This is a genomic window from Streptomyces malachitofuscus (assembly GCF_055571035.1).
Genome location: NZ_JBVIGA010000003.1, coordinates 127,364 through 142,977, shown reverse-complemented (window position 1 = coordinate 142,977; position 15,614 = coordinate 127,364). Strand labels below are relative to the sequence as shown.

The 15,614-nt window shown below is 73.4% G+C and carries 13 protein-coding genes and 1 pseudogene; 3 read left to right on the top strand and 11 right to left on the bottom strand.

From position 1 onward, the window contains the following. Positions 1-180: 180 nt before the first annotated feature. Complete coding sequence (locus ACZ44S_RS05395) at positions 181-2,997, bottom strand: ATP-binding protein (RefSeq protein WP_466924665.1); 2,817 nt, start codon at positions 2,995-2,997, stop codon at positions 181-183. 156 nt (positions 2,998-3,153) lie between these two features. Beyond that, positions 3,154-3,984, bottom strand: a complete 831-nt coding sequence (locus ACZ44S_RS05390; protein WP_466925174.1) for a helix-turn-helix transcriptional regulator — start codon at positions 3,982-3,984, stop codon at positions 3,154-3,156. A gap of 140 nt (positions 3,985-4,124) precedes the next feature. On the opposite strand from ACZ44S_RS05390, the gene ACZ44S_RS05385 reads away from it, so the two are divergent. Both ACZ44S_RS05385 and ACZ44S_RS05380 read left to right on the top strand, forming a co-directional pair. After that, complete coding sequence (locus ACZ44S_RS05385; RefSeq protein WP_466924662.1) at positions 4,125-5,798, top strand: AMP-binding protein; 1,674 nt, start codon at positions 4,125-4,127, stop codon at positions 5,796-5,798. Next, positions 5,795-7,408: an AMP-binding protein gene (locus ACZ44S_RS05380; protein ID WP_466924659.1), complete on the top strand. Its 1,614-nt coding sequence runs from the start codon at positions 5,795-5,797 to the stop codon at positions 7,406-7,408. The genes ACZ44S_RS05385 and ACZ44S_RS05380 overlap by 4 nt, the downstream gene beginning before the upstream one ends. A gap of 82 nt (positions 7,409-7,490) precedes the next feature. Here ACZ44S_RS05380 and ACZ44S_RS05375 read toward each other — a convergent pair whose 3' ends face one another. Genes ACZ44S_RS05375 through ACZ44S_RS05365 form a run of 3 tightly spaced genes read right to left on the bottom strand, consistent with a single transcriptional unit; the run spans position 7,491 to position 9,212 of the window. Next, a complete protein-coding gene (locus ACZ44S_RS05375) occupies positions 7,491-7,955 on the bottom strand; it encodes a GNAT family N-acetyltransferase (RefSeq protein ID WP_466924656.1) in 465 nt (154 codons plus the stop codon). Beyond that, a complete protein-coding gene (locus tag ACZ44S_RS05370) occupies positions 7,952-8,497 on the bottom strand; it encodes a GNAT family N-acetyltransferase (protein ID WP_466924653.1) in 546 nt (181 codons plus the stop codon). Before ACZ44S_RS05370 ends, ACZ44S_RS05375 begins: the two co-directional genes overlap by 4 nt. Positions 8,498-8,540: 43 nt before the next feature. Then, positions 8,541-9,212 carry a hypothetical protein gene (locus ACZ44S_RS05365; protein ID WP_466924650.1) on the bottom strand — a complete coding sequence of 224 codons (672 nt, stop codon included), beginning with the start codon at positions 9,210-9,212 and terminating at the stop codon, positions 8,541-8,543. Between the two features lie 203 nt (positions 9,213-9,415). On the opposite strand from ACZ44S_RS05365, the gene gcl reads away from it, so the two are divergent. Further along, positions 9,416-11,200 (top strand): glyoxylate carboligase, encoded by a 1,785-nt coding sequence (gene gcl, locus ACZ44S_RS05360; protein WP_466924647.1) that lies wholly within the window; start codon positions 9,416-9,418, stop codon positions 11,198-11,200. A 60-nt stretch (positions 11,201-11,260) separates the two neighbouring features. Here the strand turns inward: gcl and ACZ44S_RS05355 are convergent, their stop codons facing one another. From ACZ44S_RS05355 to ACZ44S_RS05330, 6 genes and pseudogenes are all read right to left on the bottom strand, one after another. Continuing rightward, positions 11,261-11,815: an HAD-IA family hydrolase gene (locus ACZ44S_RS05355; RefSeq protein ID WP_466925171.1), complete on the bottom strand. Its 555-nt coding sequence runs from the start codon at positions 11,813-11,815 to the stop codon at positions 11,261-11,263. Positions 11,816-11,936: 121 nt separating this feature from the next. Continuing rightward, a complete protein-coding gene (locus ACZ44S_RS05350; protein WP_466924645.1) occupies positions 11,937-12,626 on the bottom strand; it encodes a TIGR04222 domain-containing membrane protein in 690 nt (229 codons plus the stop codon). A gap of 160 nt (positions 12,627-12,786) precedes the next feature. After that, the gene (locus ACZ44S_RS05345) at positions 12,787-13,023 is read right to left on the bottom strand and encodes a hypothetical protein (protein ID WP_466924642.1); all 237 of its coding nucleotides are present in this window, start codon (positions 13,021-13,023) and stop codon (positions 12,787-12,789) included. Positions 13,024-13,357: 334 nt separating this feature from the next. Further along, positions 13,358-13,705 (bottom strand): annotated as a pseudogene (locus ACZ44S_RS05340) (catalase-related domain-containing protein); the annotation flags it as partial. 90 nt (positions 13,706-13,795) lie between these two features. Next, complete coding sequence (locus ACZ44S_RS05335; protein WP_466924639.1) at positions 13,796-14,686, bottom strand: 2-hydroxy-3-oxopropionate reductase; 891 nt, start codon at positions 14,684-14,686, stop codon at positions 13,796-13,798. A gap of 29 nt (positions 14,687-14,715) precedes the next feature. Next, a complete protein-coding gene (locus ACZ44S_RS05330; protein WP_466924637.1) occupies positions 14,716-15,546 on the bottom strand; it encodes a TIM barrel protein in 831 nt (276 codons plus the stop codon). Positions 15,547-15,614 lie beyond the last annotated feature (68 nt).

Sequence of the window (15,614 nt, the reverse complement as noted above, 5' to 3'; positions counted from 1 at the left end):
GGGGTTGCCGGTGGGGGGTCGCGCGGGCGGGGGCCGAGCACGAGGGCTGCGGCCTCCGTGTGTCCGGCGAGCGGCACGCGTTCACGCTACGACCGGTGGCGTCGGCTCCCCAATGAGGGAACCCCCTAAGGGAGTTGGGGCAGGGATAACCCTCGGTCCCCCGCATGACGAGAACCGGCGTTACGGTGTCCGGCGGCCCGCTGCCAGGCGGACGATGTCGACGCGGGAGCGGATGCCCAGCTTCCGGTAGACCCGGGTGAGCGTCGCCTCGACGGTCTTCACGCTGATGAACAGGCGCCCGGCGATCTCCCGGTTGGTGGCGCCCTCCATGACCAGCGCGGCGACCTGACGCTCCATCGAGGCGAGTCCGTCCAGCACCGCCGGAGGGGAGGCCGGTACCGGATCCGCCTCCGCCGGCCCCGCGGCCACCGCTCGCTCCACCTGCCGCAGCCACGGCAGCGCCCGGCAGCGCCGGAACAGCCGGGCGGCCTCCTCGTACCCGCCCGGCCCTTCGCCCCGGGAACGCAGCCGGGCCAGCGCGAAGGCCGCCCGCGCCTCCTCCAGACCGAACCCCAGCTTGGCGAGCCGCTCCTGAGCCGACGTCAACTGCGTCTGCGCGGCCTGGTGTTCACCGCGCGCCGCCCGCACCAGCGCCTCCGCGCGGTCGAGCACCGCCAGCACGCTCGCCCGGTTCAGCCGCAGCGCGTGCACCCGGGTGACGTTGATCAGCTCCTGTGCCTCGCCGGGCTCACCGATCCGCACCAGCGCCTCGGCGAGGTCGCCCTGCCAGCGGCCCCGCGCCGGGTCGTTGACGCCCATGCCGTGCTCCAACTCCCGCACGCGGCGCAGCGAACGGACCGCCGCCTGCGCGTCCCCGGCCACCAACTGGGCGTAGCCGAGGGCCGCGAGGGCCAGGGAGAGGTACAGCTGGTCGCCGTCGACCTCCGCGTGGTCCGCGGACTCCCGGGCCAGCGCCAGCGCCCGTTCCACGTCCCCGCCCGACGCCTCCGTGAGCGAGGCCAGCATGGCGGAGGCGCTCTCACCGATCCCGGAGTCCCGGGCCAGCCGCAGGCTCTCGCCTGCCAGGTCCAGCGCCCGGCCGCAGTGCCCGAAGCGCAGCTCGGTGTCGGCGAGCAGACGCGAGAAGTGCACCTCGCTCTCGACCATGCCGCGCCGCCGCGCCTCCCGCAGCAGCGCGGTGATGGCCGTACGGGCCTCCGGCAGCTGGTCGCTCATGAGCAGCCATCGGAATCTCGCCATCGCGGCGCCGTTGTGGTGGCTGGCCACATCGGGGTCCTGCGGCTCCTGGAGTGCCCGCCGGATCGTGGCGGGAGCGTCCGGGTGGCCCATCAGGGTCTCGGTGGAGGACTGGAAGGCGAGCGCCATCAGCTCGGTGCGCCGGTCCCCGCCCCGGGCGGCCAGCTCCGCCGCGTGGGCGGCCTCCTGGCGTGACGTGGCGAAGTCGCCGTCCACCACCACCTCGCGCCAGGCCAGCTGGTAGTGGACCAGGGCGAGCAGCCGGGGGTCGTCACCGGCGTCGGCCAGCACCTGCGGGAAGACCGCGTCGACCTCGCCGAGCGCCTGCCCGGCCGCCTCGATGACCACCATCCACGCCCGCACCCGCTCCGCCGGCACCGTCGCCCGCGTCAGCACCTCCCGGGCTATGTCCCGGGCCAGGTCGGCCTCGCCCGCGGTGATCGCGTCCTCGGCGGCCTGGAGCCGCCGCTCGTCCGGACCCGGCTCGCCGTCGGCCGGGGTGTGCCGGGCGGCGAGCAGCCCGAGCGAGGCGGCGACCGAGGGCGCCCCGCGGTCCCGGGCCAGCGCCGCGGCCTCCGCGAGCCGCGCCGCCACCTCCGGGTCGGCTCCGGTGGCGGCGAGCGCCAGATGGCGGGCCCGCTCGATGGGGTCCGAGGCCGCCGTGGACAGCGCCGTGTGCACGGCCCGGCGCTCCTGCGCCGGCGCCTCCGCGTACAGGGCGGCCGAGATCAGCGGATGCGCGAAGCGCAGGGCCGGCTCCTCCGCATCCGTCGCCAGCAGCCCCAGGGCGGCGGCCTGGGCCGTCTCGGCCTCGGCGTTGTCCCGGCCGGCCGCGTGCAGCAGCGCCAGGGTGGGACGGGCGCCGGCGCTGGCCACCAGCAGGGTGCGGCGCGCCTCGTCCGACAGCATCTCCAGCCGGCTGAGGACCAGGGCCCGCAGCGACGTCGGCACCGGCAGCGGCTCGCCGGGGCGGGGCCGGGCGGGGCTCTCCGCGAGGGCGCGGCCGAGCTCCAGCGCGAACAGCGGGTTGCCGTCACTGGTGCGGTGGATGTCGCGGACCGTGGAGCGGGACAGACCCGTGTAGCCCCGGTGGTCGAGCAGCGCCGACACCTGGGTGCGGGAGAACGGGCCCAGGCGCACCGCGAGCGTGTCCGGCGGGCAGGCGCGCAGATGACGGTCGTGGTCGTACTCCTCACCGTCCGTGCGCACCGCGCACAGCATCCGCACCGGGCTGTCGCCGAGCCGCCGGGCCGCGAAACCGAGGAGTTCGGCGCTGGCCGGGTCCAGCCACTGCAGGTCGTCGGCGACGACGAGCACCGGGCCCTCGGCGGCCAGCGCGCGCAGCGTGGACAGCACCGCGAGGCGCAGCGCGAGCCCGTCCCGCTGGAGCGTGGACTCGCCGCGCCCGGTGAGCGCCGACTCCAGCGCGGTGCGCTGGGCGGCGGGCAGCCGGGCGGCCACCTCGTCGAGGACCAGACCGAACAGGTCCGCCAGCGCCAGGAACGGAAGATGCGATTCGGACTCCGTGGCCGAGCAGCGCAACACCGTCCGCGCCGCACCGGCGTTTTCGGCCGCAAGTGCCCGCAGCACGGTCGACTTTCCTATTCCGGCGGGCCCGTGGAGCAGCACGCTGCCCCCTCGGGCGAGCTGCTCCCGCGCGTCGGAGAACAGCTCCTCCCGGCCGATGACCAGGTCGGGGCGGTACCTGGCAGGCTCCTTGAAGTCCCGTCGCACGGTCACCGCTCCCCTCCGTGTGGCGTGTCCTGGCCAATATTAGGCAACAGGCTCCTTAATTCCGGACGGACGGTGTAGTGAGGCAAATTACAGCCGGCGCGGCAACGGTAAAACCGAACGAGTACCGGTGGTAATGCCCGGCGTGGGAAAACCATCACAAAACTATGGCAACCACCCCGCCCGCCGGGCCTCGACGACCGCCTGCCCCCGGGTCCGCACCCCCAGCTTCCGCATCGCGGAGCGCAGATACGCCTTGACCGTCTCCGCCGTCACCCCCAGTCGCTCGGCGGCCGCGCCATTGGTCGCCCCGGCCGCCACACAGGCGAGCACGTCCACCTCGCGGGGGGCGAGCCGCACCGCCGTGGGCGGAGCGCTCTCGGCGGTGAGCAGGGCGCACGCCGCGAGCAGCTCGGCCCGCAGCGCCGGATCCGCGATGCGCGGGGCGAGCGCCCGCAGCGCCGCGTGCGCCTCGCGCACCTGCTCCCGGGCCGCCCCGCGGGCCCGCTCCGGCTCCGGCTGCGGACGGACCGCCGCCAGCAGGTCCGCCGCATCCTCCCGGACCACCAGGGCCTGCTCCACGTCCCGTGCGGTCTGCACCGCCTCGCCGAGCGTACGGTCGCCCAGGGGCTGGGCGGCGCGCAGGGCGCCGTAGAGCACCGCCCGTACCCGTCGCCGTACGACCACGGGTACGGCGACGACGGCGCGCAGACCCTCGGCGGCGACCGGGACGTCGTACTCGTGGCTGATCTGCCGCGAGACGGAGTAGTCCGTCACCGCGCACGGCCGGGCGAGCGCCACCGCCTTGCCGCCCAGACCGTTGCCCGGCGTCACCGCGAGCGCGCTGAGCGCGGGCGTCGCGGTGCCGCTCAGCTCGCTGATGCGCACCTGCCGGCGCCCGGGCTCCACCAGTCCGCCGAACGCCACGGGCAGGCCGGTGGCGCGCCGCAGCCGGACCAGCGCCCCGCGGATCTCCGCCGCGCCGTCCGCCCCCATCGGGTCAGCTGTCACCTGTTCGCCCCTTCACCGCGGCTCCTGTGCGGACGCACACCCCCGTTCGGGGGTAGTGAGACCTGCATCACGGATTACACGATGCCGTGGAGCCGCCCGGCAAGGTCCGGCACCGAGGAGGACAGATGACGACGGCGACGGAGCAGTTCCGCAGGGCCCGGGACTTCCTGCTGGAACACCGCGAGGACTACGCCACCGCCTACCGGGACTTCGCCTGGCCCCGGCCCGAGCGGTTCAACTGGGCGCTCGACTGGTTCGACGCGATCGCCGACGGGAACGACCGCACGGCCCTGCACCTCGTGGAGGAGAACGGCGACGAGACCCGGCTGTCCTTCGCCCAGCTCGCCCGCCGGTCCGACCAGGTCGCCACCTGGCTGCGGCAGCGGGGCGTGGCCGCCGAGGACCGGGTGCTGGTCATGCTGGGCAACCAGGTGGAGCTGTGGGAGACCGCCCTGGCCGCGATGAAGCTGCGCGCCGTCGTCATCCCGGCCACCCCGCTGCTCGGTCCGGCCGATCTGCGCGACCGCGTCGACCGCGGACGCGTCCGGCATGTGATCGCCCGCGGCGCGGACACGGCGAAGTTCGACGAGGTGCCCGGCGACTACACGCGGATCGCGGTGGGGGAGGCGGCGGGCGGGAGCTGGGTGCCGTACGCCGACACCCACGGCGCCGACGGGCGCTTCACGCCCGACGGGCCCACGCTCCCCGACGACCCGCTGATGCTGTACTTCACCTCGGGCACCACCGCCCGTCCCAAGCTGGTCGAGCACACCCACACGTCGTACCCGATCGGGCACCTGGCCACCATGTACTGGATCGGCCTGCGCCCCGGCGACGTGCACCTCAACATCTCCTCGCCCGGCTGGGCCAAGCACGCCTGGTCCAACCTCTTCGCGCCGTGGAACGCCGAGGCGACCGTCTTCCTGCACAACTACACGCGCTTCGACGCGTCCCGCCTGATGACCGAGATGGACCGGGCCGGCGTCACCACCTTCTGCGCCCCGCCGACCGTGTGGCGCATGCTCATCCAGTCCGACCTCACCCGGCTGAGCACCCCGCCGCGCGAGGTCGTCGCCGCCGGCGAACCCCTCAATCCCGAGGTCATCGAGCAGGTCCGGCGGGCCTGGAACGTCACCGTCCGGGACGGCTTCGGGCAGACCGAGACCGCGGTGCAGGTCTCCAACAGCCCCGGCCAGCTGCTCAAGACCGGCTCCATGGGCCGCCCGAGCCCCGGCTACCGGGTCGAACTGCTCGACCCCGTCTCCGGCGCGCCCGGCGTCGCCGAGGGCGAGATCGCGCTCGACCTCTCCGCCCGCCCGGTGGGCCTGATGACCGGCTACCACGGTGACCCGGACCGCAGCGCCGAGGCGATGGCGGGCGGCTACTACCGCACCGGCGACATCGGCTCCCGCGACGAGGACGGCTACATCACCTACGTCGGGCGCGCGGACGACGTCTTCAAGGCCTCCGACTACAAGATCAGCCCCTTCGAGCTGGAGAGCGTCCTGCTGGAGCACGAGGCGGTCGCCGAGGCGGCCGTGGTGCCCGCCCCCGACGAGCTGCGACTGGCCGTGCCGAAGGCGTACATCGTGCTCGCGGACGGCTTCGAGCCCGGCCCGGACACCGCGAAGGTGCTCTTCGAGTACGCGCGCGAGGCGCTCGCCCCGTACAAGCGGATCCGCCGGCTGGAGTTCGGTGAGCTGCCCAAGACGGTGTCCGGCAAGATCCGACGCATCGAACTGCGCGAGGCCACGGCGGCCGGCTCCGCCGGCGAGTACCGCGAGGAGGACTTCCGGTGACCGCACCCCTGTCGTACACCCACGGCACCGCCGCGACACCCCTGCTGGGCGACACCATCGGCGCCAACCTGGACCGCGCGATCGCCGCCTGGCCCGGGCGTGAGGCGCTGGTCGACGTGGACTCCGGACGGCGCTGGACCTATGCCGAGTTCGGCGCCGCCGTCGACGAGGTGGCGCGCGGGCTGCTGGCGAAGGGCGTCGCGACGGGCGACCGGGTGGGCATCTGGGCGGTCAACTGCCCCGAATGGGTCCTCGTGCAGTACGCCACCGCCCGCATCGGCGCCGTGATGGTGAACATCAACCCGGCCTACCGCGCGCACGAGCTGGAGTACGTGCTCAAGCAGTCCGGCATCTCGCTGCTGGTGGCCTCGCTCGCCCACAAGGGCAGCGACTACCGGGCGCTGGTGGACCAGGTGCGCGGGTCCTGCCCGGACCTGAGGGAGACGGTCCACATCGGCGACCCGTCCTGGGACGCGCTGACCGAGGCCGCGGCGGGCGTCGACGCCGGCCGGCTCGCGGACATCGCAGCGGGACTGAGCTGCGACGACCCGGTCAACATCCAGTACACCTCGGGCACGACGGGCTTCCCCAAAGGGGCCACGCTCTCCCACCACAACATCCTCAACAACGGCTACTGGGTGGGCCGCACCATCGGCTACACCGAACAGGACCGGGTCTGCCTGCCGGTGCCCTTCTACCACTGCTTCGGCATGGTCATGGGCAACCTGGCGGCCACCTCGCACGGCGCCTGCATCGTGATCCCCGCCCCCTCCTTCGAGCCGGGGGCCACGCTGGAGGCCGTCCAGCGGGAGCGCTGCACCTCGCTCTACGGCGTGCCCACCATGTTCATCGCCGAGCTCAACCTGCCCGGCTTCGCCTCGTACGACCTCACCTCGCTGCGCACCGGCATCATGGCGGGCTCGCCGTGTCCGGTGGAGGTGATGAAGCGGGTGGTCGCCGAGATGCACATGGAGCAGGTCTCCATCTGCTACGGCATGACCGAGACCTCCCCCGTCTCCCTGCAGACGCGGATGGACGACGACCTGGAGCACCGCACCGGCACCGTCGGCCGGGTGCTGCCGCACATCGAGGTCAAGGTCGTCGACCCGGCCACCGGCGTCACCGTGCCGCGCGGCACCTCCGGCGAACTCTGCACCCGGGGCTACAGCGTCATGCTCGGCTACTGGAACGAGCCCGCGAGGACCGCCGAGGCCGTCGACGCGGCGCGCTGGATGCACACCGGGGACCTGGCGGTCATGCGGGACGACGGGTACGTGGAGATCGTCGGCCGGATCAAGGACATGATCATCAGGGGCGGGGAGAACATCTACCCGCGCGAGATCGAGGAGTTCCTGTACGCCCACCCGAAGATCGCGGACGTCCAGGTCGTCGGGGTGGCGCACGAGCGCTACGGCGAGGAGGTGCTCGCCTGTGTCATCCCGCGTGACCCTGCCGACCCGCTCACCCTGGAGGAACTGCGCGCCTTCTGCGACGGCCGCCTGGCCCACTACAAGATCCCGAGCCGGCTCCGGCTCCTGGACACCTTCCCGATGACGGTGTCGGGGAAGGTGCGCAAGGTGGAACTGCGGGAGCGGTACGCGTCGGGTTAGGGGGTGTCCGGCACATGCCCGCGGCGTCGCGGCGTTCCTTCTCCCGCGCTCATGTGTCGGACACCACCTGGCGCGCCCCGCGTCAGGCGACCGTTCGCCGGAAGATCTGCCGGGAGCCGCCCTCCGGGCCCGCAGCGGTGGGCTCGGCCGGCGTGAAGCCGAGCCGCTCGTAGAAGACGCGGGCGCCGCTGGTGACGGCCCCGGGGTGGTCGGTACCGAAGGTGACCACCTCGATCTCGCCGGGGCCGCGCACCCACCGGCGTATCGCCTCCGCCATCAGCGCGCGGCCGACGCCCGTGCCGCGCGCCCGGCCCGAGACGACGAGCCAGTGCACGTGGTACGTCGGCGCCTCGGCCCCGAACAGCAGTCCGCCGAGGAGGTCCGGTCCGGGGGACGGGACGACGAGCGCCGTGCCGTCGGCGATGTGTGCGCGCACCGCGTCGTGGAATCCGGGCTCCTCGACCATCGGTCCGAACCACTGTTCGACCTGGGCCGCCAGGCCCAGGAAGCCCGGAAGGTCATGCTCGCGTGCCGGTCTGATCATCATTGCGACGCCCCGGCGATCGTCCCGCCGCTGTGCGGCACGTCGACGCGCATGCACACGCGCGGCCACCGGTCGAGCCCGTGCGCGGCCTCCTCGGCGCGGATCCGGCGCAGCCCCGGGGTGAGTTCGGGCACGGCCAGCGTTCTGAAGCCGAGGCGCGCGTAGTACGGGGCGTTCCACGGGACGTCGGCGAAGGTGGTCAGCGTCAGCGCGGACAGGCCCTCCTCGCGGGCCCGCACCGCGGCGTGCGCGAGCAGTGCCCGGCCCACGCCCCGGCGGGCCGCGTCCGGGTGGACGGAGAGCTGCTCCACGTGGAGCGCGCCGTCCACCGGTTCGGCGATCAGATACGCGACGGGCCGGTCGTCCTCCTCGCCGGCCGCGACCCAGCAGCGGCCGGCCCGCCGGTAGCGCTCCAGCACGTCACGGGCGGGCGGTTCGTCGTCGGCGACGTCCGGCATGCCGACATCGCGGAACGGGGCGCCGGCCGCCCGTTCGATGTCCTGGAGGGCGGGCAGTTCGCCGGGAGCGGCGGGACGGATGCGCATCCGACGAGTATCGGACGCCTCCGGCGTGCGCGTCGCCGGGATTTCAGGACCCGTCGGCGTCCAGCGTGTCCGCGAAGCCGTTCAGGGGCTGCGGGGTGCCCGTGAGGTCCAGCAGGAACAGCGGAACGCCCAGGGTGTCGGCGCGGTCCCGGGCCTCCTCGGCGAACCCGGCGAGGGAGAAGTACACACACCCCGCGGACTCCGTCATCGCCGTCAGCCACAGGCACTCCACGTCCCGCGAGGTGGCCGGCCGCGCCGACGGGTCGACCTGGGCGAGCACGCCGCGCCCGGCCAGGCCGATGCCGGACGGGGGCCGCTGGTCCGCGCGCCGGATGTCCTCGTAGCCGAGCCGGCGCAGATACAGCACGGCCGCCGTGACCGCGTCCCGCTCGGTGCGGATCGGCACCGGGCGGAAAGCGGGGCGCCCGGGCCGGCCGGCCGGGACGGCGGCCTCCTCGCCCGCCACCGGGATCCGCAGCACCGTCCCGCAGGGGCAGCCCAGTTCGGGCCGGGGCCACTCGCCGCGCAGCCCGCAGCCCCCGCAGCGCAGCGCCACCCACTCCTCCCGCCAGGTCCGGTGGTCGACGGTGCCGGGCACCTGGTCCAGGTCCAGCGGCGGGGTGACGGGCGCCCCGCAGGCGCAGGGGTACGACGGTGCCGTGAAACGGTGCGAGCGCCGACAGGCGGGACAGCGCACCGGCACGCTCTGGGCCATGACCCCACTCCCGTGTTCTCGAGGCGCCGCCCATCGTCCTCCACCGGCGGGCCCGTGTCCGGCACTTGCCCTTCTCTTGACGCGCTCCGGCCGCCCGGCCTACATTCATTCCGCTTGGTAGAAGTCATATTCCATAATACGGAAAACGCTCACCGCGGGGCGCGACGGGAGTGCGAATCCGACAGTCGGAGCAGGAGTACTCGATGGCTCGAATGACCGCTGCCCGCGCGGCAGTTGAGATCCTCAAGCGTGAGGGCGTCGCCGACGCGTTCGGTGTCCCCGGCGCCGCGATCAACCCCTTCTACGCGGCCCTCAAGGCGTCCGGCGGCATCACCCACACCCTCGCCCGCCATGTCGAGGGCGCCTCGCACATGGCCGAGGGCTACACCCGCACCCACCCCGGCAACATCGGCGTCTGCATCGGCACGTCCGGCCCGGCCGGCACCGACATGATCACCGGCCTGTACTCCGCCACCGGCGACTCGATCCCGAACCTGTGCATCACCGGCCAGGCGCCGACCGCGGTGATCCACAAGGAGGACTTCCAGGCCGTCGACATCGCCTCCATCGCCAAGCCCGTCACCAAGATGGCGGTGACCGTCCTCGAGGCCGCCCAGGTCCCCGGCGTCTTCCAGCAGGCCTTCCACTTCATGCGCTCGGGCCGCCCGGGACCGGTCCTGATCGACCTGCCGATCGACGTGCAGCTGACGGAGATCGAGTTCGACCCGGACACCTACGAGCCGCTCCCGGTCTACAAGCCCGCCGCCTCCCGCGCCCAGATCGAGAAGGTGCTCGGCATGCTCGACGCCGCCGAACGCCCGCTGATCGTCGCCGGCGGCGGCGTCATCAACGCGGACGCGTCCGACCTGCTCGTCCGGTTCGCCGAGCTGACCGGCGTCCCGGTCGTTCCGACCCTCATGGGCTGGGGCGTCATCCCGGACGACCACGAGCTCAACGCCGGCATGGTCGGCCTGCAGACCTCGCACCGCTACGGCAACGCGACCTTCCTGGAGTCCGACTTCGTCCTCGGCATCGGCAACCGCTGGGCCAACCGCCACACCGGGAAGCTCGACGTCTACACGGCCGGCCGCACCTTCGTGCACGTCGACATCGAACCCACCCAGATCGGCAGGATCTTCGCCCCCGACTACGGCATCGCCTCCGACGCGCGCGCCGCGCTGGAACTGTTCGTCGAGGTGGCCGGGGAACGGAAGGCCGAGGGCGCCCTGCCCGACCGCTCCGCCTGGGCGGCCGCCGCGCAGGAGAGGCGCGCCACGCTCCAGCGCCGTACGCACTTCGACGACATCCCCATCAAGCCGCAGCGGGTCTACGAGGAGATGAACAAGGTCTTCGGGCCGGAGACCCGGTACGTCTCCACCATCGGCCTCTCCCAGATCGCCGGCGCGCAGATGCTGCACGTGTACCGGCCGCGGCACTGGATCAACTGCGGTCAGGCAGGCCCGCTCGGCTGGACCGTCCCCGCCGCGCTCGGCGTGGCGAAGGCCGACCCCGAGGCACAGGTCGTCGCCCTCTCCGGCGACTACGACTTCCAGTTCATGATCGAGGAACTGGCGGTCGGGGCGCAGCACCGGATCCCGTACGTCCATGTCCTGGTCAACAACGCCTACCTGGGCCTGATCCGGCAGGCGCAGCGGGCGTTCGACATCGACTTCCAGGTCAGGCTGGAGTTCGAGAACGTCAACGCACCGGAGCTGGGGGTCTACGGCGTCGACCACGTGAAGGTCGCCGAAGGGCTGGGATGCAAGGCGATCCGGGTCACCGACCCGAACGAACTGGGCGCGGCGCTGGAGCAGGCCAGGAAACTCGCGGCCGAGTTCCGCGTGCCGGTCGTCGTCGAGGCGATCCTGGAACGCGTCACCAACATCTCCATGTCGACGACCAACGACATCGGCGACGTCGTGGAGTTCGAGCCCCTCGCGACGGAGCCGGGCCACGCCCCGACGTCGGTGAGGCCCCTGAAGGCCTGACCCGCCGCGCGCCCCTTCGAGGGGCGGCCCGTCCCGGTGACGGACCGCCCCTGCCCGCCCTCATGCGCCCGGCAGGAAGTGCAGCACCTTGTGGAGGTCGGCGGGCGTGCGGTAGTGCACACCGGACATGCCGAGCGCGACGGCGGCCTCGATGTTCTCCAGCCGGTCGTCCACGAACAGGCACCGGTGGGCGGCCGTCCCCGCCCGCTCGGCCGCGATCTCGTAGATCGCCGGGTCGGGCTTGGCGACTCCCACCCGGGCGCTGCTGACCACGTCGTCCGCGAGATCCGCCAGCCCCATCGACACCAGGTCGCCCTCCAGCTCCAGGGTCGCGTTGGTCACCAGCACCAGAGGCATGTGACCCCGTACCCGGCGCAGCAGGTCCACCACGACGTCGTCGGCGCGGAACGGGGCGTCGGCGAACGCCTGCCCCAGCTCCCGGGCGCGCGCCGGCGGCACCCGGTCGGAGAGCGCGGAGGCGATGGAGTCCACCCACTCCGGTGTGGTGATCCGGCCGAGGAGGAGCGGCAGGTCCACCTCGGGGGAGTAGGCCGCCCGCGCCGTGGTGCCCTCGGCCAGTCCCACGGCACGCTCCAGCTCGGCCACCGGAGCCATGTCGTAGAAGCGGATCACGTTGTCGAGGTCGCACAGCACCGCGTCGAACGGCCTGGCGGAGATTCCGGAAGTCGTCACCGGCCCTGGATAGCACAGCGTTCCGCCCGGCCCGGGCGGCGCCTCAGTTCGAGCCGCCTCCGCAGCCGCCTCCACCTCCGCAGCCGCCACCGCCGCCTCCGCAGTAGAGGTGGCCGGCGCTGCCGTAGGTGCCGCCGCGCGGTGAGTGGCGGATCAGGCTCTTCTCCCGCAGGCTCACCCGCTCGGTCAGCCCCGCCCGGAGGGCGAAGCGGGGGACGAGCGCGCGCAGCGCCGGCTCGCCGTGCAGGGCGATGGCGATGAGCTGCCGCTCGTCCGGCAGACCGCGCCGGCTCGCCGGCAGCGGGAACGCCTTGCGCAGTGTCCTCAGCCGTCTGCGGGCCGCCGTGGTCGGGCCGAGCAGCAGCGGATACCGCAGCATCCCCGCCTCCGCGAGCCCGACGCGGACCTCCGCCAGCGCCCAGCGGACATCGACGTGCCGCAGCAGATAGCGCAGGTCCGAGGGCTCGTCCAGGCAGTGGTACACCGCGCTCTCCAGGTACGTCGCCCGCAGGTCGTCCGGTACGCCCTCCTGCTCCAGCCGTTCGAACGGCGGAAGCGGCGGCAGGGCCCGCCCCGCGTCCCCGTCGACCGCCCGCAGCGTGCCCGGTGCGCCCGCCTCGACGGCGCCGCGCAGGTGCAGCGAGACCACCGCGACGACGACCGCGGCGCGCGGACCTCCGGCGAGCAGGGCGAGCTCGTGCGGCGTCCCCCGGACGCCTGCGGTGTCGGCCATGACGGCACCCCCTCGGCCGGGGCCCGCCGCCCCCGTGCCGGCGGGCCCCGTGTGAGAGGAGTGTGCCCGCCCACGGCACCGGCCGAAGCCTCCCGGGGCCGTCTTCAGAGCTTCATTTGAGGGTGCCGTAGCCGCCCTACGGCCGTTGCCGTACCCGCGCTCAGTGCTCGTGGTGCTCCGACAGCCCCGGCCAGTCGTCGGGGCCGCCGCCCTGCCACTCGATGAGGTCGGTTTCCTCGACGTCCGTGACGTACAGGTCGGCCAGCCGCAGGATCTCGCCCACGTCGTCGACGTGCGTGGCGATGCCCAGCGTCTCGTCGTCCGAGGTGACCCGCCGGGAGCCGTCCAGCGCCGGGGAGTGCACCACGATGTGCGGATGCTCCGTTGGATGTGCCATGTCCCCAGGCTGCTGCGCACCGGGCGGATCCGCACCCCCGCGGAACGGAAGGCGCCCGGATGCGGGACCGTTCGCATCCGGGCGCCGGAAGGCAGGGGCCCTGCCCTGTCGGCCGAGGGACCGCGGCGGCGGCGACGGCCGCGGAGCCCCTCCCCTCAGGTCGAAGAAGGGGTCCCGCCGCTTTCACCACCGCACTGGCTCGCACGCCGCCGCGGCGCCCTCGTCCCGCCCGCCGCGTCCGTACGGTCACCCCTCATCCGGGCCGTACGGCGTCGCCGCGGGCTGCGCGCACGGCCCCGACCTCCCGTCAGGGGCCGTGCGCGAGTCGTCGTGCTCAGTCCTCGCGCGGGTCGCGCACCGCCTCCTCCACGCGCCGGCCGTACTCGGGGTCGGCGGCGTGGAAGTGCGCGAGGTTCTTCTCGATCACGTCGTCGCGGGAGACCCGGGACAGGCCGCCGGCGATGTTGGCGGCCGGCCGGGCCCGCTCGTCCGCCGACATCAGCCGGTACGGCTCGCCCGCCTGGAAGGAGTCGTCGTCCTTGGTGTGCAGCGGCGCCTCGTGCGTGCCGGTGTGGCCGTGCACTGCGAGCGGCGCCGACAGCGGGCAGCCGGTCTCGACGGGCCCGTCGTAGGAGTTCGGCTCGTATTTCTTGGCGTGCCGTCCCTGGGCGTTGGCGGCCATGGGCAGGACGGGTTCCGGGCGGCGCCGCCGCCTTGGGCGCGACAGGACAGGTGTCGGCGCCGGCGCCGCCCGGAGGACTTCAGGGGTGGGTCAGACCCGGGCGCCGGACAGCCGCTCGACCGCGCGCAGCAGCGCGGAGTGGTCCAGGCCGCCGTCGCCCTGGGCGCGCAGGCTCGCCACCAGCTGGGCGACCACCGCGCCGACGGGCAGCGCCGCACCGACGGTGCGCGCGGCGTCCGTGACGATGCCCATGTCCTTGTGGTGCAGGTCGATCCGGAAGCCCGGCTGGAAGTCCCGCTTCAGGAAGTTGTCCTTCTTGCGGGTCAGCACGGTGGAGCCGGCCAGCCCGCCGCCCAGGACATCGAGCGCCGCCGTCAGGTCCACGCCCGACTTCTCCAGGAAGACCACGGCTTCGGCGCACGCCTGGATGTTCACGGCGACGATCAGCTGGTTGGCCGCCTTCACGGTCTGCCCCGAGCCGTGCGGGCCGCACAGCACGATCGTCTTCCCCAGCACCTCGAACAGGGGCTTCGCCTCGTCGAAGTCGGCGCGCTCGCCGCCCACCATGATGGACAGCACCGCCTCGATCGCCCCGGCCTCGCCGCCGGACACGGGGGCGTCCAGGACCCGGATGCCCTTGTCCTTCGCGGCCGCGGCCAGGTCGATGGAGGTCTGCGGGGTGATCGAGGACATGTCGATCAGCAGGGCGCCGGACCGCGCGTTCTCCAGGATGCCGTCGGGGCCGTAGGCGATCGCCTCGACCTGCGGGGACGCCGGAACCATCGTGATGATCACGTCGGCGTCCCGCACCGCCTCGGCGACCGAACCGGCCGCGGTGCCGCCGGCGGCGGTCAGCCGGTCCAGCTTCTCCCGCTCCAGGGTGAAGCCGGTGACGTCGTAGCCCGCCTTGATCAGGTTCTCGGACATGGGGGAGCCCATGATGCCGAGGCCGATCCAGGAGACCTTGGGAAGAGTGCTCATGAGGGTGCCTCTCGGTAAAGGGGGTGTGGTCAGCGGGCCTCGCGGGGCAGCCAGTCGAAGGCCTCGGCGCTCGGACGGTCGCCGGGCTTGTACTCCAGGCCGACCAGGCCGTCGTAACCGGCCTCGCGCAGCCGGTCCAGCAGGTCCTCCAGGGGCAGCGAACCGGTGCCGGGCGCGCCGCGGCCGGGGCTGTCGGCGATCTGCACATGACCGGTCCTCCCGGCGTACCGGTCGATCACCGCGGGCAGGTCCTCGCCGTTCATCGCCAGGTGGTACAGGTCCATCAGGAACCGGGCGTTGTCCAGTCCGGTGGCCGCGTTCACCTTGTCCACGACGTCCATCGCGGCCGGCGCCGACACCAGCGGGTACAGCGGCGACTCGGGCTTGTTCAGCGCCTCGATCAGCAGGACGGCGCCGATCCCCTCCGCCGCCCGGGCCGCCAGGGTGAGGTTCTCCAGCGCCAGCGCGTCCTGCTCGGCCGGGTCCACGCCGTCGACCCGGTTGCCGTACAGCGCGTTGAGGGCCGTGCAGCCGAGGGACTCGGCGAACGAGGCGGCCACGTCGATGTTGGCGCGGAACCGCTCCGACTCCTCGCCGGGGACGGACAGGGCGCCGCGGTCGGGTCCGGGCAGCCGTCCGGCGTAGAAGTTCAGGCCGGTGAGCCGCACGCCCGCGTCCTGGACCGCCTTCCGCAGCGCGTCCTGCTCGGCCCGCTCGGGGGCGGGGGAGTCGGTCCACGGCCACCACAGCTCGACGGCGGTGAAGCCGGCCGCGGCGGCGGCCGCGGGGCGCTCCAGGAGCGGGAGTTCCGTGAAGAGGATCGACAGGTTGACGGTGAAGCGCTGCTCTGCGGATCCCATCGGGGTCGCGCTCCTTCCTGGTGGCTTCTCGAGTATTTCGTATCGCGGAAGTTCGTTTCTGCTTATTG

Bases quoted from the DNA above. Each gene is read 5' to 3' on its own strand.
- ACZ44S_RS05390 (WP_466925174.1), bottom strand. From the start codon at position 3,984: ATGGGGGCGGACGGCGCGGCGGAGATCCGCGGGGCGCTGGTCCGGCTG.
- ACZ44S_RS05355 (WP_466925171.1), bottom strand. From the start codon at position 11,815: ATGGCTCCGGTGGCCGAGCTGGAGCGTGCCGTGGGACTGGCCGAGGGC.
- ACZ44S_RS05345 (WP_466924642.1), bottom strand. From the start codon at position 13,023: ATGGCACATCCAACGGAGCATCCGCACATCGTGGTGCACTCCCCGGCG.
- ACZ44S_RS05335 (WP_466924639.1), bottom strand. From the start codon at position 14,686: ATGAGCACTCTTCCCAAGGTCTCCTGGATCGGCCTCGGCATCATGGGC.
- ACZ44S_RS05350 (WP_466924645.1), bottom strand. From the start codon at position 12,626: ATGGCCGACACCGCAGGCGTCCGGGGGACGCCGCACGAGCTCGCCCTG.
- ACZ44S_RS05370 (WP_466924653.1), bottom strand. From the start codon at position 8,497: ATGCGCATCCGTCCCGCCGCTCCCGGCGAACTGCCCGCCCTCCAGGAC.
- ACZ44S_RS05365 (WP_466924650.1), bottom strand. From the start codon at position 9,212: ATGGCCCAGAGCGTGCCGGTGCGCTGTCCCGCCTGTCGGCGCTCGCAC.
- ACZ44S_RS05375 (WP_466924656.1), bottom strand. From the start codon at position 7,955: ATGATGATCAGACCGGCACGCGAGCATGACCTTCCGGGCTTCCTGGGC.
- ACZ44S_RS05330 (WP_466924637.1), bottom strand. From the start codon at position 15,546: ATGGGATCCGCAGAGCAGCGCTTCACCGTCAACCTGTCGATCCTCTTC.
- gcl (WP_466924647.1), top strand. From the start codon at position 9,416: ATGGCTCGAATGACCGCTGCCCGCGCGGCAGTTGAGATCCTCAAGCGT.
- ACZ44S_RS05385 (WP_466924662.1), top strand. From the start codon at position 4,125: ATGACGACGGCGACGGAGCAGTTCCGCAGGGCCCGGGACTTCCTGCTG.